This is a genomic window from Streptomyces sp. NPDC039736 (assembly GCF_055596485.1).
The window spans coordinates 100,218-114,404 of record NZ_JBVIUQ010000009.1 but is presented as its reverse complement, the minus strand read 5'-3'; the positions used below and the strand labels follow the sequence as shown (position 1 = coordinate 114,404).

Below are 14,187 nucleotides of genomic sequence, written 5' to 3'. Positions count from 1 at the left end.
ATTCCGATCCAGTAATTCATGGGCGCAGAACGGAGGAGTTCGGACGTGGGCGACTGTTTTTTGGCAGTTCTTGACTGAGGGGCGGGGACTGTCCCAGGCTGCTGGCTTCCGAACGGACGACCAGGACGAGGCGGTACGGGGATGCGCAACGACGGACCGGTGCTGGCTGTCGACCAGGGGACCTCCGGCACCAAGGCCCTGGTCGTCTGCCCCGAACGAGGAGTGATCGGCTCCGGCACGGCCGCCGTCCGCCCCCGCCACCTGCCCGGCGGCCGGGTCGAGATCGCTCCTGCCGAGCTGTACGCGTCGGTGCTGGAGGCGGGGCGACAGGCCCTGGCCGAGGCGGCCGAACCCGTCGTGGCCATGGGCCTCGCGAACCAGGGGGAGACGGTGCTCGCCTGGGACCCGGTGACGGGAGAACCGCTGACGGAGGCGATCGTCTGGCAGGACCGGCGGGCGTCCGGCATATGCGGCGAACTCGCCCCGTACGCAGACGATCTGACCGCGTGGACCGGACTGCCCCTCGACCCCTACTTCGCCGCGCCCAAGATGGCGTGGATACGCCGCCGCCTGACCCGGTCCGGAGTGGTCACCACCAGCGACGCGTGGCTGGTCCACCGCCTCACCGGGGCCTTCGTCACGGACACCGCCACCGCGGGCCGCACCCAGCTCCTCGACCTGGACCGGGCGGCCTGGTCGCCGGACGCGCTGGACGTCTTCGGGCTGGGCGGCGAACGTCTGCCGGAGGTCGTCGACTCCGACACCTGCGTCGGTACGACGAAGGCCTTCGGCGGGGAACTCCCCCTGACCGGGCTCCTGGTGGACCAGCAGGCCGCACTGCTGGCACAGGGGGCGACGGGCTTCGGGGAGGCCAAGTGCACGTACGGCACCGGGGCCTTCCTGCTCGCCTCGTCGGGCACGCGGCCCGTGCGTTCCACCACGGGCCTGGTCGGGTGCGTGGCGTGGCGGCTGCGCGGACGTACGAGCTACTGCCTGGACGGGCAGGTCTACACGGCGGCCTCCGCGGTGCGGTGGCTCACCGACCTCGGCGTCCTCGCGGGCGCCCACGACCTGGACCGGATCGGGACGACGGTGCCGGACTCGGGGGGCGTCACCTTCGTCCCGGCACTGGCCGGTCTGGCCGCCCCGTGGTGGCGGGCCGACGCCCGGGGAACCCTGACCGGCCTCGGCCTCGACACCACCCCCGGCCACCTCGTCAGGGCCCTCTGCGAGGGCATCGCGGCCCAGGTCGCGGAACTGGTGGACGCGGTGGGGACAGACCTCGGGGCGCGGCCCGGCGCGCTCCGGGTGGACGGCGGGCTGACCCGGTCGGCCCTGCTGATGCAGGCGCAGGCCGACCTGCTCCAACTCCCCGTAGAGGTGGCCGATGTGCCGGACGCGACGGCGCGAGGCGTCGCGGCGGTGGCACGGCTGGGAATCGACAGGGGACTGAGCGTGGCGGACGCGGTGCCGGGCAGAGGGGTGTCGGCGGTGTACGAGCCCCGGATGGGGGCGGCGGAGGCGGAGGAACGGAGGGAGGGGTTCCGGCAGGTGGTGGGGTGAGGGGCGCGGTCCGCTGCCGGGGACGTGCGAGTGCCTGCGGGGGTGTGCGCGTACGGGTTCGTCGTGGCCGGTCGCACAGGTCCCTGCGGCCGTGAAGACGGGCGCTTCGTGCCGCTTTCTGCACCGTGCCGCCCCCCTGTGCCGCGCCGCCCCTCTGCGTCGTGCCACCCTCTGCGCCGCGCCGCCCCCCTGTGCCGTGCCGCCCTGGCGCCGCGCCGCGCAGCCTTGGTGCCGTGCCGCCCCCCCCTGCGCCGCGCCGCCCCTGCGCCGCGCCCCCCTGCGCCGTGCCGCCCCTATTGGGCAGCCCCCACCGGAGGCGCACCCCCTACAGTTCCGGTCCGCCCCGGTACCGGTCCACCACCACGGGCGGAGGCCCCGCTCGCCCCGACCGCCCCCCCGTCCCGCCGCCCCACACACCCACCCCCGTCCGGAGGACGACATGACCCCCGCCCCCTACGACCTCGCCGTCATCGGCGCCGGCGTCGTCGGCACCGCCATCGCCCGTGAGCTGGCCCTCCGGTCCTCCCACCGGATCGTCCTTCTCGACGCCTCCGACGACGTCGGCAACGGCACGTCGAAGGCCAACACCGCCATCCTCCACACCGGTTTCGACGCCACCCCCGGCTCCCTCGAATCCCGTCTGCTGCGCGACGGGCAGCGCCGACTCCTCGACTACGCCGCACAGGCCCGTATCGCGGTCGAGAAGACCGGTGCGCTCCTCGTCGCCTGGAACGAGGACGAACTCGCCGCCCTGCCCTCCCTCGCCGCCAAGGCCGCCGCCAACGGGTACACCGCCACCCGGCTCCTCACCGCCGCCGAGCTCCGCACCCGCGAACCCCACCTCGGCCCCGGCGCCCTCGGCGCGCTCGAAGTCCCGGACGAGAGCATCATCGACCCCTGGTCCACCACCCTCGCGTACGCCACCGAGGCGGTCCGTGCCGGAGTCGAACTGCGCCTGCGCACCCGTGTCACCGGGATCGGCACCGACCCGGACGGGCATCTCCTCCACACCACCCGCGGCCCCCTCCGCGCCCGCTTCCTCATCAACGCCGCCGGCCTCCACTCCGACGACATCGACCGCCTCCTCGGCGTCCACGACTTCACCGTCACCCCGCGCCGCGGCCAACTCCTGGTCTTCGCCAAGGAGTCCAGGTCCCTCGTCCGGCACATCCTGCTGCCCGTACCGACCGCTCTCGGCAAGGGCGTCCTCGTCACGCCCACCGTCTTCGGCAACGTACTGCTCGGTCCCACCGCGGAAGACCTCACCGGGCGGGAACACGCGAAGAACGAGAACCACACCACCCCCGAGGGCATCGCCGGACTCCTGGAGCACGGCCGCCGCATCATGCCCGCGCTCCTCGACACGGGTGTCCTCACCTCGTACGCGGGCCTGCGCGCCGCCACCGAGCACGACGACTTCCGCATCCGCGCCCACCCCGCCCTCCGCTGTGTGACCGTCGGCGGCATCCGCTCCACCGGCCTCAGCGCCTCGATGGGCATCGCCTCGTACGTCGCCGGACTCCTGAGGGAGGAGATGGACGTGCCGCTCGCCGCGCGGCCGACGGACGCGAGCGCACCGGCCATGCCCAACCTGGGCGAAGCCTTCCCCCGCCCCCACCAGCGCCCCGACCTGATCGCCCGCGACCGGGCCTACGGCGACATCGTCTGTGCCTGCGAGCGCGTCTCCCGGGGCGAGATCCGCGACGCACTCACCGCGACCGTCCCGGCCCGCAGCCACGGCGGCCTCCGGCGCCGCACCCGCGTCATGTCGGGGCACTGCCGCGGCGCGGATTGCGGCGAGGCGGTCCGTGCCCTGTGCGAGCAGGTGCTCGGGGAGACGACCTGGCCGGAGGAGGAGAAGGGCCGGTCGGAGGGGGAGGCAGTCCGGCCCGTGCAAGGGAACGGCTAGCGGAGCAGTCCCGGTACCTCCCGCGCCGCGAACCGGACGAAGCCGGGCTCCGGGCCCAATGCGTCCGCAGCCGGCCCGGACCGAGGACGCGGAGCCCCGCCGGTCGAGACGGGTAGCCTGGCCCGGCAGCCGAGTGACACAGCCGAGGAGCACCCCTTGCCCGAGCAGACTCCCGGGTTCGGTACGGCCCGCCCCACGCTGGAAGCGGTCGCGGCCCGTGCCGGGGTCTCCCGTGCCACCGTCTCCCGCGTCGTCAACGGCGGCGCCGGTGTCCGGGCGTCCCTGGTGGAGAAGGTGCACCAAGCGGTCGACGAGCTGGGATACGTTCCCAACCACGCGGCCCGCACCCTGGTCACCCGGCGCAACGGCGCGATCGCCGTGATCGTCGCCGAACCGGAGTTCAGGATCTTTTCGGACCCCTTCTTCGCCCAGCAGATACGAGGCATCAGCCGGGAGCTGACGGCGCACGACTCCCAGCTCGTCCTGTTGTGGGTGGAGGGACCGGGGGACTACGAACGCATTGCCCGCTATGTGGGCGGCGGGCACGTCGACGGAGTGCTCGCCTTCTCCTTGCACGACCACGACGAACTTCCCGCGATCATCGCCCGGACGAAGGTGCCGGCGGTGTTCGGCGGGCGTCCGGGCGGCCCGGGGCCGGCAGGTGCGGCAGCCGCTCCCGCGGTGCCGTACGTCGACTGCGACAACCGGGGCGGAGCCCGGGAAGCGGTACGGCACCTGGTCGCGACCGGGCGGAGCAGCATCGCCCACATCGCGGGTCCGCCCGACCAGACCTCCGCGCTGGACCGGGCCGACGGCTATCGCGACGCCCTGCCGGCCGGCGGTTCCGAGTTGATCGGTGTGGGGGACTTCACCGAGGAGAGCGGTGCGCGTGCGATGGCCGAACTGCTGGAGCGGCGGCCGGACGTGGACGCGGTGTTCGCCGCCAACGACTTGATGGCCGCAGGGGCGTTGGCGACGCTGCGCGAGCGTGGTCTGCGGGTGCCGGAGGACGTCGCCGTGGTCGGGTTCGACGACATGGCCTCGGTGGTGGAGCGGATCGACCCTCCCTTGACGACGGTGCGTCAGGACGTGGAGGAGATGGGCCGGTTGATGGTGCGGCTGCTGATGCGGTTGCTGGGCGAGCGGGGCTCGGGGGCGCCGGCCCCCGAGCCCGTGATCACGTCCACGGTTCTGGTGCGGAGGGACACGGCGTAGGTGCCGACGGTGCTCCCGGGCCCCGTCGGCACCCGCGCGGGAGCGGTCAGCCGAACGGAATCGTCAGCACCGAATCCACCGTCCCGGTCCTGAGCCTGGCCGGGGCGTTCCCGATGGCCGACCACACCTCCAGGCGTACCGTCCCGCCCGTCAGGTTCCCGAGCGAACCGGTCGCCGACTTCGGTCCGCCGCCCTCGCCGTACGTCTCCCAGCCGGTCACCGGATCGGTGGCGAAGTACCGGTAGGTTTCGGTCCGTTCGAAGGTACCGTCGCCCGTGAGGTCGTAGCTGACCCTGGCCTGCGGGCCGAGGCCGACCGCGGTCCCGGCGTCCACCTGGAGGCGGAAGGCCGTGGTCCGGCCCGCGGCGAGGGTGCCGTTGACCTTTTTCGCCTCGTAGACCAAGGGCCGGTAGGGCGTGCCGTCGTGGTTGGCGCCGTCCGCGGACGCGATGGTGTCGCTGCCGGCCGTGCCCGTGGCCGCCGTGGTGAGGACGCCTCCGGTGCGGAGCTGGAAGACGTTGCCCGACGGCGGGTCCGGGTCGGGGCCGCCGCCGGTTCCGGTGCCGGTCGCCGTGGAGCGGGCCGGAACGACGAGTTTCGCGCCGTCGGAGAAGGTGACCGTACGGGGTGCGGAGTCGTAGTTGTGGGCCGCGTAGGTGCGGACCGTCCCCTTGGTGAAGACCGCCGACGTCGGGAGGTCACCGGTCACCCCCGGATCGGGGGCGCCGAGCGCGTCCAGGGTGCCGGTCCAGTGGTACGTGTGCGCCTTGGACTCGCCCTGCTCGGGCGTGTAACTCCCGCTGCCGGCATCCCACTTGGACTTCGCGGCTCCCGGGTCGGCGAGCGACTCGAACTCCCAGAGGATGTCCCGCCACTCGACGGCGGGCCCGCCGTTCTCCCGTACGAGCTCGGCGAGGTTGCGCCGGATCGCGGCCTTGTTCCCGGCCAGGTGGAGGGAACCCCCGGTGACCGGGAGGACGTTGATGCCGTGGATCTCCTCGGGGTTCGCCGTCCACCACGTCGAGTACGCCGCGCCGCTTCCCCACACCATCCCGGCCGTGTCGTGGCCGAAGCCCGCGGGGAACACCTGCTCGTCGGCGTCGAACCAGTACTGGGCGACCGCCTCCGACTCGGTGGTCAGCAAATAGGAGCCGAGGTCGCGGAGTTCGGCGTTGCCGGTGGCCGAGCCCCAGAGCACGAGGGCCGCGCTGAGGTTCGTCGACTCCGACGAGGACTCCTGGTTGTTGCCCGCCGCGAAACCCTGGTGCCCGGAGGCCCAGCTGTGGCCCGCGTAGACGTCGAAGCCCCGCAGGAACGGGAAGGCCGGGTCGCTCCTGGCGGGGTTGGCCGCGTCCTTGATGAGGGCCTTCACCATGCCGCCCCACGCCGAGTCGGCGGCCCACGCCTGGTCGTACTGGGCGACGACCGCGGCGGCGTAGACGTAGTAGCTGTAGTGGAAGTGGTGGTCGTTGAGTTCCGTGTCGCTGCCGTAGGAGGCCGGATAGCCGGTCAGGGTCTTCCAGTCCTTGTCGTACGAGAACTCACTCGCGCCGCCTGCCGTGAACCACTCCTGGAGCCTGCCCTTGAGCAGCCCGATGAGCTTGTCCCGGACGGCGCTCTCGCCGAACTGGTCCGCGATCGGGGCGAGTTGGGCGAGGCGTCCGAGGGCCTTGCCCGTCCAGTAGGTGTCCGTGGCGCCCGAGAACGGATCGGGGGCGTTCACCACCTCGTCGAGATACGTCTTCAGCCGCGCGCGGTCCACGCCCGAGGATTTCGGCAGGGCGGGCAGCACCGGAGAGGACTTCTGGGTGGTGGTGAAGGAGGTGCCCTCGCGGACCTTCATCGTGCCGCGCGGCGAGACATAGGTGTAGGGGGTCAGCGGGTCGGCGGTGTGCAGCCACTGGTGGCGGTAGAGCGCCTGGAGCGTACCGGTCTCGTCGCCCTCCTGGGCCTGGGTGGTGAGGGCGTAACCGGCCCTCACCGAGCCCGCCGCCGCCGACCAGGTCACCTTGGAGCCGGTGACGAAGCTGAAGGCGTACTTCCTGTACGTGGCGAGCGCGTCGGCGGAGGGCAGGACGGCCACGGAGAAGTAGTCCTTGGCGCCCAGCCCCGCGGTGATCGTGGACCCCGACACGTTCCAGTCGCTGCCGCTCGGGGCGAAGAGGGCGTAGTGGTGCCCGGCGATCGTGATGCCCAGGACGTTGCCCTGGTCCGCGAAGACGGCCGGCGCGGCGGCGGTGGTGATCTGGGCGTTCGCGCCCGACCCCTTGGCGTACACGAAGGGCAGGCCGTGGCCGATGGTGGTGCGCAGGGTGCGCGCGCCGTCCGACCAGTACGGGGTCACGGTCCAGTCCGACCAGGCGTCGGCCTTCGTGTCGGGGGAGTTGAGACCGGTCAGGCCGAGCGTGAGGTCGCGCTTGTGCGCGTACTCGTACTGGCGGCCCTCGCCGACGACCGCGGGAGTGGTGGGGTAGCCGACCTCCAGCCCGCCCGCGGTGGCCTGGTAGGTGAGCGGGTGCCCGTACATCGGGGTGGAGTACGGGTTGTCGCCGTACCGCTGGAAGACCAGGGAGGACCACCAGTCGTTGGTCGGTACGGGCCTGCCCTTGGCCGCCGGGGTGACCTTGGGGGTGACGGGGGTGCCCGTGTGGGTGGTGGGGCCCGAGGTCCCCGCGGGGCGGGTGTCGGAGTGACTTCCGGAACCGACCGGAACGGTGGCCGCCACCGCCGGTGCGGCGGCGGGGCCGAGCCCGACGGCGGCCAGGGCGGCGACCAGGGCCAGGGCGACGGCGGGCGTGCGGCGGGGAGTTCTGCTCTGACGGGCTCTGCTGTGGGGGGCGGGGTGCGAGCGGGGATCTGGCATGGACGGCACCTCGAAGTCTTGACGGGAAGGGCCTATCGAGAGCGCTCTCAGACGTCAAGGAACGTAGAACTCCGGAAACAGCAGTGTCAATAGTCCGCGTAAGGAGGGGAGTTGGCGCGATCACCGGCACGTCACGTCTTCGAGCCTTGGCGGGACACGAGCGTGCGGACTCCGCTGCGGGGGCCCGGCGGGGCCGTGCGGCCGGCGTGGCCCGCTGCCCGCCGCCCTCGGCGCGCAACGGCACGGCATTGGCATGGACCTGTCCGCGTTCCTTCGCTAGTCTCCTTCCCGGCACGCCCTGAGAGCGCTCTCAGACCGCATCGTTCTGTTCGCTCCCCCACCACCGGAACAACGAAGGGCCCTCCCCATGAGACGCATGACAGCTCTGCGCACCGCCCTGTCGGCACTCCTCGTCGTCGGTACCGGCGCGGTGCTCGGAACCGCCCCCGCAGCCGCGGCGGAGGACGCCCCGAAAGCCGGGCGCGCCCCGGCCTCCTCGGGTGTACTCGCCGCCATGCAGCGCGACTTCGGGCTCACCCGGAGCCAGGCCGAGGCCCGGCTCGCTGCGGAGAAGGAGGCGACCGCCGTCGAGAAGCGGGCCAAGGCGGCGGCCGGAGCCGACTACGCCGGGTCCTGGTTCAGTCCGGAGAGCGGCCGCCTGACCGTCGCGCTCGCTGATCCCTCGAAGGCCGCCGAGGTGCGGGCCGCCGGGGCGACCGTGAAACCGGTCGCCCGCAACGCCCGGCAGCTCGAAGCGAACCTTCGGCGCCTGGACTCCCTCAGGGCCCCCAGTGGGGTGAGCAGTTGGAGTGTCGACTGGCAGACCAACAAGGTCGTCGTGGAAGTCCAGGCCGACCGACAGCACGACAACGATGTCGAACATTTCCTCGCACAGGCACGCGATGCCGGGCCCCTGACCGTCCGGGCCACGGATCACGAGCCGACCACCTTCGCCGCGGGCACGGTCGGCGGAGACCCGTACTACACGGGCAATGTCCGCTGCTCCATAGGCTTCTCCGTGCACGGCGGATTCGTCACGGCCGGCCACTGCGGCGGCGCCGGTCAGGCCGTCAACGGCTGGGACCGCTCCTACATCGGCAACTTCCGGGGGTCCTCGTTCCCGGGCAACGACTACGCCTGGGTCAACGTCGGCAGCGGCTGGTGGACCGTCCCGGTGGTCCTCGGCTGGGGCACCGTCTCCGACCAGCTCGTGCGCGGTTCGGCCGAGGCGCCCGTCGGCGCCTCGATCTGCCGTTCCGGCTCCACCTCGCACTGGCACTGCGGGACCGTGCTCGCCAAGAACGAGACCGTCAACTACAGCCAGGGCGCCGTCCACCAGATGACCAAGACGAGCGCGTGCGCCGAGCCCGGCGACTCGGGCGGCTCGTTCATCAGCGGCGACCAGGCCCAGGGCGTCACCTCCGGCGGCTGGGGCAATTGCGGCAGCGGCGGCGAGACCTGGCACCAGCCGGTCAATGAGATCCTCAACCGCTACGGACTGACCCTGCACACGGCCTGACCGCCGGCCGGACCCTTTCGGGCCGGTGCGGCCTCGCATCCGCGACGTCCGCACCGGCCTGCCCGCCGCCCCGGAGGACGCCCCCGAGCGGGTACCCGTACCGGCGACCGGCCGTCGCGATGCAGTCGGTCCGCCGTGCCGCCGGGCGGCGGCCGGCTGTCTCGACACCGGTCGCCGGCCGTCTGTCACGCACCGCGGCCGGGGTGGTGCCGGTCTGCCCAGCGGCCCGCGCGCAGATCGTGCCGACGGTCTCGTCCGGTACGCCCCCAGGCCGAGAGGGCCTCGTCCGGTACGCCGCCGGCCCCGATCGCACCGACCACCGCGTCCCAGGTCACCGGGTCGACCTCGCGCATCGCGTCGGGCTCGGCACCGTCACCCGCAATTCCACCGAGGCCGTCCCCTGCCCGCGCGGACTTTCGCGCGCCACCCGTGGCGGCAGCCCCGGCCGGGCACCGCGGCCGGGAAGCCCGGTGCGCAGGTGGGCGAGCGCGTGTCACTCGTGCGGGTCGCGGATGCATGTCGCGCGAACCGCTTCGAGTTGCGCTCCGCTCCGGAATTCGTCACGCGAGAGACGGGGCTTTCGTCGCAGGTCCGGGGATTTCCGGCGTGCCGGGGCACCGGAGCGCGGAGCGGCCTCGACCGACCCGGACGGGCCTGCGCCACGGGCCTTCTTTTTCCGCCGCATTCACCGGACATCAGGTTTCTCCGGTGCAGGATCCCCGGAACGAACGACAAGTCCTCGCCGTCGTGGCGGGGCGGTCCTGGTGGCGTGCCACCTCGGGGGTCGCCGGGACGTCTGGTCGACGAAGGGTTGTGCATGACCGCGCATGTCCGTGTTCCGTCGATGATCACCAGGGTTTCCACGGCAGGGGTGTTCGCTCTTGCGCTGACGGGAACGGGTGTGGTGGCTCCGGGTGCGGCTCCGGAGGCCCACGCCGCGCCGCACGCCGTGAAGGCGCTGGATGTCGCCGCCTCGAAGGAGGGCGCCCCGTACAAGTACGGGGCGAGCGGGCCGCACCGGTTCGACTGCTCGGGGCTGACGCTCTATTCGTTCAGGACGGCGGGCCGGAGCCTGCCGCGCTCCGCCCAGGCGCAGTACGGCACCAGCCGGCACGTCGAGGCGAAGGACCGGTTGCGGGGCGACCTGGTGTTCTTCCACCGGGGCCGCAGTGTGTACCACGTCGGCATCTACGCCGGCGGCAACAAGATCTGGCACTCGCCCAGGACCGGAGCGCTGGTGCGGCTGGAACGCATCTGGTCGAAGGGTGTCTGGTACGGCCGGGTGGGCTGACGCGCGGTCATCCGTGAGCCCTGCGGTACCGGAGCGGGTGCCGCCGCCCCGCGCACGGAGCCGACCTCGCGTGCACGGTCGCCGGGGCCACGGCCGCGACCGGGCCCCCGCTGCTCGTCCCCGATGAGATCAGCGCAGGCGGGCGGTGTCGTCGAGCGACTGCGCCGAGGCGTTGCCGTGCGCGTAGTGGGCGGTGGCCGACACCGAGGCCGCCGCGGCCTCCATCCGGAACAGCGGCTCGGGCGGGGCGCTCAGGGCGAGGCGGATCAACTGTCGCACCGGCGCGACGTGCGCAACGACCGGCACGGTCTCGCCCGGATGCCGTGCGAGCAGCCCGTCCCGTGCGGCTGCGACCCGTCGCACCACACCGGCGAGGGGCTCGCCGCGGGGCGGTGCGGCCGTCGGCGAACTGAGCCGGGCAGCCGGTTCCCCGGGACGGCGCTGCTGCACCTCCGCGTACGTGAGCCCTTCCTGGACCTCGAACTCGGCCTCCCGCAGCTCTTCGCCGATCCGGGCTTCCGGCCCCGGCCGTTCGGCCGCGAACCGAGCGGTCTGCCGGCAGCGCCGCAGTGGCGAGGGGACGACGGCCCGTACCTGTCCGCGTGCGGCCGGCCTCTCCACGGCTGCGGCCGCCTGGAACTTCCCAGCCGGAGCCCGAGGAGCCCCGCGGCGTCGCGCGCACCCCGCAGAGCCTCCGCGAGTCCGCGAGTCCGCGAGTCCGCAGGTCCGCTGAACCGCCACGCCCTCGCCGCCCCATTCCGGTGCGCGTCCGCCGACTCCGCGCCGACCCGATCACCCGCCTGCGCGACCTGCTTCGCGGCGGAGCCGCTGGATCGACGTCACGGGCAGGCGGGCGGTATACCCTCAACCGCCATGAACAGTGAACAAAACAGTACAAGAAATCGCATTAGCCCCAAGACGCACACCGGCCTCGCGCTGTGCGGGTTCGCCGCCGCGGCGCTCCTGCTGGCCGGTTGCGGGAACGACGAGCCGAAGGCGCAGCCGACCCCGGTGGCGAGCGACGCCTCCGTCTCCGCCACCGTCTCGCCGTCGATGTCGGCGTCGCCCTCGTCGTCGACGGCCGGCCTCACCGAGGACCAGGCGGAACGGCAGCAACTCGTGCCCGCGGCGAAGGCGGACCACCAGAAGGCCGGAACCGCTGCCGAGGCCCGGGTCTCCGGCAGCAAGCTCGTCTCGGCCGAACTCAAGCGCACCCGCGACGGCGCCCCCGAATGGGAGACCGAGGTCGCCGCGTCCGACGGCGCGGTCCAGAAGGTGAAGGTCGACGCCGTCAGCGGTGAGGCGGCACAGCCCCGGGCCGATGCCGACCAGGACGTCGAGGACCGGCGGAAGCTCACTGCCCGCCTTGCTGCGGCCAAGGTGACCTGGGAGAAGGCGGCCACCACCGCGAAGGACCGCAAGCAGGGCACGGTGACCGCCGTCGAGCTCGACGACACGGCGGACGGCAAGCCGCTCTGGAAGGTCGACCTCGTGACTCCGGGCAACTGGGACAAGACGACGTACGACATCGACGCGACCGACGGGAAGGTCGTACGGGAACACGTCGACCGGGACTGAATCCCCGGGACGGCCGCGGGCCCACACCTTCTCCGCCGACGGGACCGCCCCGCGGCCACCCCGAGCGTCGCCCCCGCGCGAACAGCTGCGGGCCCGCAGCAACGAACATGCTGCGGGCCCGGGAACCGGCGGCGGCGGACGGACCTTCCCGGCCCCCGCGGGGTCGAGTGACGCCCCGGACGGGTCCGGCCCCCGCGCCGCCGACGAACTCCTCAGTACCAGCGGTACAGGAACCACTTGAACTCGCCGTCGTGGCCTATCCCGGAAGTGCACTTGTAGCGCCCGCCGAGAGCCTTGCCCCGGTTCTCGCACTCGCTCCTGGTCCAGTACGCCTTGTAGAAGTGCCAACTCGCCTTGAGCGCGACGCTCTTCTCACCGGCCGATGCCCTCGCGGGCGCGTCCGCCTGAGCCGTCGTAGCGGTACCCCCGAGGACCAGCGCGCCCCCCAGGACCGCGCCTACCAGTGCACGTTGCATGCGCATGATGTTCCCCTCTCCGGAAAACGGTCGGAATCCGGCACACCGCCGTACCGCGGAAGGGACCCGACGGCGCGCCGTGACTGGACAACCACAAAGTAGGAGCGGGGTGGCAACGGTGTCGTCCCACACTGGTTGGACCGCCGCACAAACCCTCGTGGTACCCGGCCCTCGCCCTGCACCTCGCGGGGTAGACCACGGGCGGTAGCCCGCGCGGCGACCATACGGCGGCAGCCGCGTCATCCGTCCCCGTCCGCGCCCTCCTCCAACTGACCGAGCGCTTCGCGCAGCGCGTTCTCCACGACCTCGGTCAGCGCCGGGTGGATCCAGAGCGGGCTCTCCGCCAGCTCCCGCGCGGACATCCCGGCCGTCATGGCCACGACCAGCGGTTGGATGAGGGTCGCGGCCTGCGTGCCCAGGATGTGGGCGCCGATGACCCGGCCCGAGGCCCGGTCGAGGAGTACCTTGCAGAACCCCTGCTCGTCCTCCAGGGCCCACCCGTACGCCACGCCGTCGTACCGGCGTGTTCCGGTCACGAAGTCCGGTCCGCTGTCGCGGGCCTCCTGCTCCGTGCGGCCGACCTGGGCGATCTGCGGACGGGTGAAGACCGCCGAGGGCACGACGTCGTAGGACATCGTGCGGGGCTTCTCCGGGTGCAGGAGGTTGTGGGCGACGACCGCGGCCTGGCGGTTGGCGACGTGCTTGAGGTGCGGGCCGCCGTCCGTGATGTCGCCGAGCGCCCACACGCCCGGCGCACTGGTCCGCAGTTGCGCGTCGACCTCGATCAGGCCGTCCTCGTCGACGGAGATTCCCGCCCGGTCGAGGTCCAGGACGTCGCTGTTGGGCCGGCGCCCCGCCACGACCAGGAGCAGGTCCGTGTCGATCCGTGCCCCGTCGTCCAGCGTCACCCGCAGCGTCCCGGAGGCGTCCGCTTCCGCTTCGGTGCTCTGCTCCACCCCCGTCACCTCCCGGCCGAGCCGCAGGTCCCACTGGGCGCCCACGATCTCGGTGAAGGCCCGCGCGACCGACTCGTCCTGCGGGCCGAGCAGGGTGTCCTGCTGCTCGACGACGGTGACGGCGGTACCCGCGGAGTGGAAGACGTGGGCCAGTTCGGCGGCGATGTAGCCGCCGCCGAGGACGACCATCCGGGCGGGGACCTCGTCCAGGCGCATGACGGTGTCGGAGGTCTCGTACGGAACGCCGGCATCGGCGATCACCGGCGGAACGACGGGGCGGCCGCCCGCCGCGACGACCACGCGGTCGGCGGTGACGCGTTCGGTGCCCCGCTCCGTCCGCACCTCCAGTTCCCGCTCGCCGGTGAAGCGCGCCCGGCCCCGCAGGACGGTGACCCAGCCACTGTCCCGCCGCCCCTGCTCCCCGTCGCGGGAGTTGGCGTCGAGCCTGTCGAAGACACGTTCCTGCACGCGTGGCCACGCGATGCCTTCGAGCCGGGCCGCCACGTCGTGGCGGTCGCTCTCCCGGACGGAATCGGCCACTTCGGCGGTGACGGACAGCATCTTGCTCGGGATGCACCCCGCGTTCAGGCAGGTACCGCCGAAGGGGCCCTCCGACACGAGGGCGACGTTCAGATGGGAGAAGCGGTCGTCGAGGAGGGCGTTTCCGCTGCCCGCGCCGAGAACGACGAGATCGTAGTGCGACATGCACCATAGGTAGCCCGTACGGCCGCCTTCACACTCCCTGTCCTTCGCCCGGGCGCACTGACGGACGATCCGGGGGGGGGGGGGGGGGGGCCGGCCTCCCCGACCGTCCTAC

11 protein-coding genes are annotated in these 14,187 nt (G+C 72.7%); 6 read left to right on the top strand and 5 right to left on the bottom strand.

Annotated features, from left to right (window positions below):
• Window positions 1–141: 141 nt before the first annotated feature.
• From ACZ56L_RS26775 to ACZ56L_RS26765, 3 genes are all read left to right on the top strand, one after another.
• A complete protein-coding gene (locus tag ACZ56L_RS26775; protein WP_471066841.1) occupies window positions 142–1,563 on the top strand; it encodes an FGGY family carbohydrate kinase in 1,422 nt (473 codons plus the stop codon).
• Window positions 1,564–2,002: 439 nt separating this feature from the next.
• On the top strand, window positions 2,003–3,472 hold the full coding sequence (locus tag ACZ56L_RS26770; RefSeq protein ID WP_471066839.1) for an FAD-dependent oxidoreductase: 1,470 nt from the start codon (window positions 2,003–2,005) through the stop codon (window positions 3,470–3,472).
• A 156-nt stretch (window positions 3,473–3,628) separates the two neighbouring features.
• A complete protein-coding gene (locus ACZ56L_RS26765) occupies window positions 3,629–4,687 on the top strand; it encodes a LacI family DNA-binding transcriptional regulator (protein ID WP_471066837.1) in 1,059 nt (352 codons plus the stop codon).
• A gap of 46 nt (window positions 4,688–4,733) precedes the next feature.
• Here the strand turns inward: ACZ56L_RS26765 and ACZ56L_RS26760 are convergent, their stop codons facing one another.
• Complete coding sequence (locus ACZ56L_RS26760) at window positions 4,734–7,550, bottom strand: glycosyl hydrolase (protein ID WP_471066835.1); 2,817 nt, start codon at window positions 7,548–7,550, stop codon at window positions 4,734–4,736.
• 367 nt (window positions 7,551–7,917) lie between these two features.
• Here ACZ56L_RS26760 and ACZ56L_RS26755 point away from each other — a divergent pair, with 367 nt between their 5' ends.
• Window positions 7,918–9,069, top strand: a complete 1,152-nt coding sequence (locus ACZ56L_RS26755; RefSeq protein WP_471066833.1) for a S1 family peptidase — start codon at window positions 7,918–7,920, stop codon at window positions 9,067–9,069.
• 185 nt (window positions 9,070–9,254) lie between these two features.
• Here the strand turns inward: ACZ56L_RS26755 and ACZ56L_RS26750 are convergent, their stop codons facing one another.
• The gene (locus ACZ56L_RS26750; RefSeq protein ID WP_471066831.1) at window positions 9,255–9,422 is read right to left on the bottom strand and encodes a hypothetical protein; all 168 of its coding nucleotides are present in this window, start codon (window positions 9,420–9,422) and stop codon (window positions 9,255–9,257) included.
• Between the two features lie 464 nt (window positions 9,423–9,886).
• Here ACZ56L_RS26750 and ACZ56L_RS26745 point away from each other — a divergent pair, with 464 nt between their 5' ends.
• Window positions 9,887–10,360: a C40 family peptidase gene (locus tag ACZ56L_RS26745; RefSeq protein WP_345220087.1), complete on the top strand. Its 474-nt coding sequence runs from the start codon at window positions 9,887–9,889 to the stop codon at window positions 10,358–10,360.
• Between the two features lie 129 nt (window positions 10,361–10,489).
• Here ACZ56L_RS26745 and ACZ56L_RS26740 read toward each other — a convergent pair whose 3' ends face one another.
• Window positions 10,490–11,101: a histidine phosphatase family protein gene (locus ACZ56L_RS26740; RefSeq protein WP_471066829.1), complete on the bottom strand. Its 612-nt coding sequence runs from the start codon at window positions 11,099–11,101 to the stop codon at window positions 10,490–10,492.
• Between the two features lie 132 nt (window positions 11,102–11,233).
• On the opposite strand from ACZ56L_RS26740, the gene ACZ56L_RS26735 reads away from it, so the two are divergent.
• Window positions 11,234–11,938, top strand: coding sequence for a PepSY domain-containing protein (locus tag ACZ56L_RS26735; protein WP_471066827.1), 705 nt, complete (start codon window positions 11,234–11,236; stop codon window positions 11,936–11,938).
• 212 nt (window positions 11,939–12,150) lie between these two features.
• Here ACZ56L_RS26735 and ACZ56L_RS26730 read toward each other — a convergent pair whose 3' ends face one another.
• Together ACZ56L_RS26730 and ACZ56L_RS26725 are read right to left on the bottom strand one after the other, a co-directional pair.
• Window positions 12,151–12,420: a hypothetical protein gene (locus tag ACZ56L_RS26730; protein ID WP_345220084.1), complete on the bottom strand. Its 270-nt coding sequence runs from the start codon at window positions 12,418–12,420 to the stop codon at window positions 12,151–12,153.
• 233 nt (window positions 12,421–12,653) lie between these two features.
• Window positions 12,654–14,075 carry a mycothione reductase gene (locus ACZ56L_RS26725; RefSeq protein ID WP_401761629.1) on the bottom strand — a complete coding sequence of 474 codons (1,422 nt, stop codon included), beginning with the start codon at window positions 14,073–14,075 and terminating at the stop codon, window positions 12,654–12,656.
• Window positions 14,076–14,187 lie beyond the last annotated feature (112 nt).

What these genes read in the sequence shown, in the direction of transcription:
- ACZ56L_RS26775 (WP_471066841.1), top strand. Translation starts at nt 142, where the DNA reads ATGCGCAACGACGGACCGGTGCTGGCTGTCGACCAGGGGACCTCCGGC.
- ACZ56L_RS26755 (WP_471066833.1), top strand. Translation starts at nt 7,918, where the DNA reads ATGAGACGCATGACAGCTCTGCGCACCGCCCTGTCGGCACTCCTCGTC.
- ACZ56L_RS26735 (WP_471066827.1), top strand. Translation starts at nt 11,234, where the DNA reads ATGAACAGTGAACAAAACAGTACAAGAAATCGCATTAGCCCCAAGACG.
- ACZ56L_RS26730 (WP_345220084.1), bottom strand. Translation starts at nt 12,420, where the DNA reads ATGCGCATGCAACGTGCACTGGTAGGCGCGGTCCTGGGGGGCGCGCTG.
- ACZ56L_RS26760 (WP_471066835.1), bottom strand. Translation starts at nt 7,550, where the DNA reads ATGCCAGATCCCCGCTCGCACCCCGCCCCCCACAGCAGAGCCCGTCAG.
- ACZ56L_RS26770 (WP_471066839.1), top strand. Translation starts at nt 2,003, where the DNA reads ATGACCCCCGCCCCCTACGACCTCGCCGTCATCGGCGCCGGCGTCGTC.
- ACZ56L_RS26750 (WP_471066831.1), bottom strand. Translation starts at nt 9,422, where the DNA reads ATGCGCGAGGTCGACCCGGTGACCTGGGACGCGGTGGTCGGTGCGATC.
- ACZ56L_RS26725 (WP_401761629.1), bottom strand. Translation starts at nt 14,075, where the DNA reads ATGTCGCACTACGATCTCGTCGTTCTCGGCGCGGGCAGCGGAAACGCC.
- ACZ56L_RS26745 (WP_345220087.1), top strand. Translation starts at nt 9,887, where the DNA reads ATGACCGCGCATGTCCGTGTTCCGTCGATGATCACCAGGGTTTCCACG.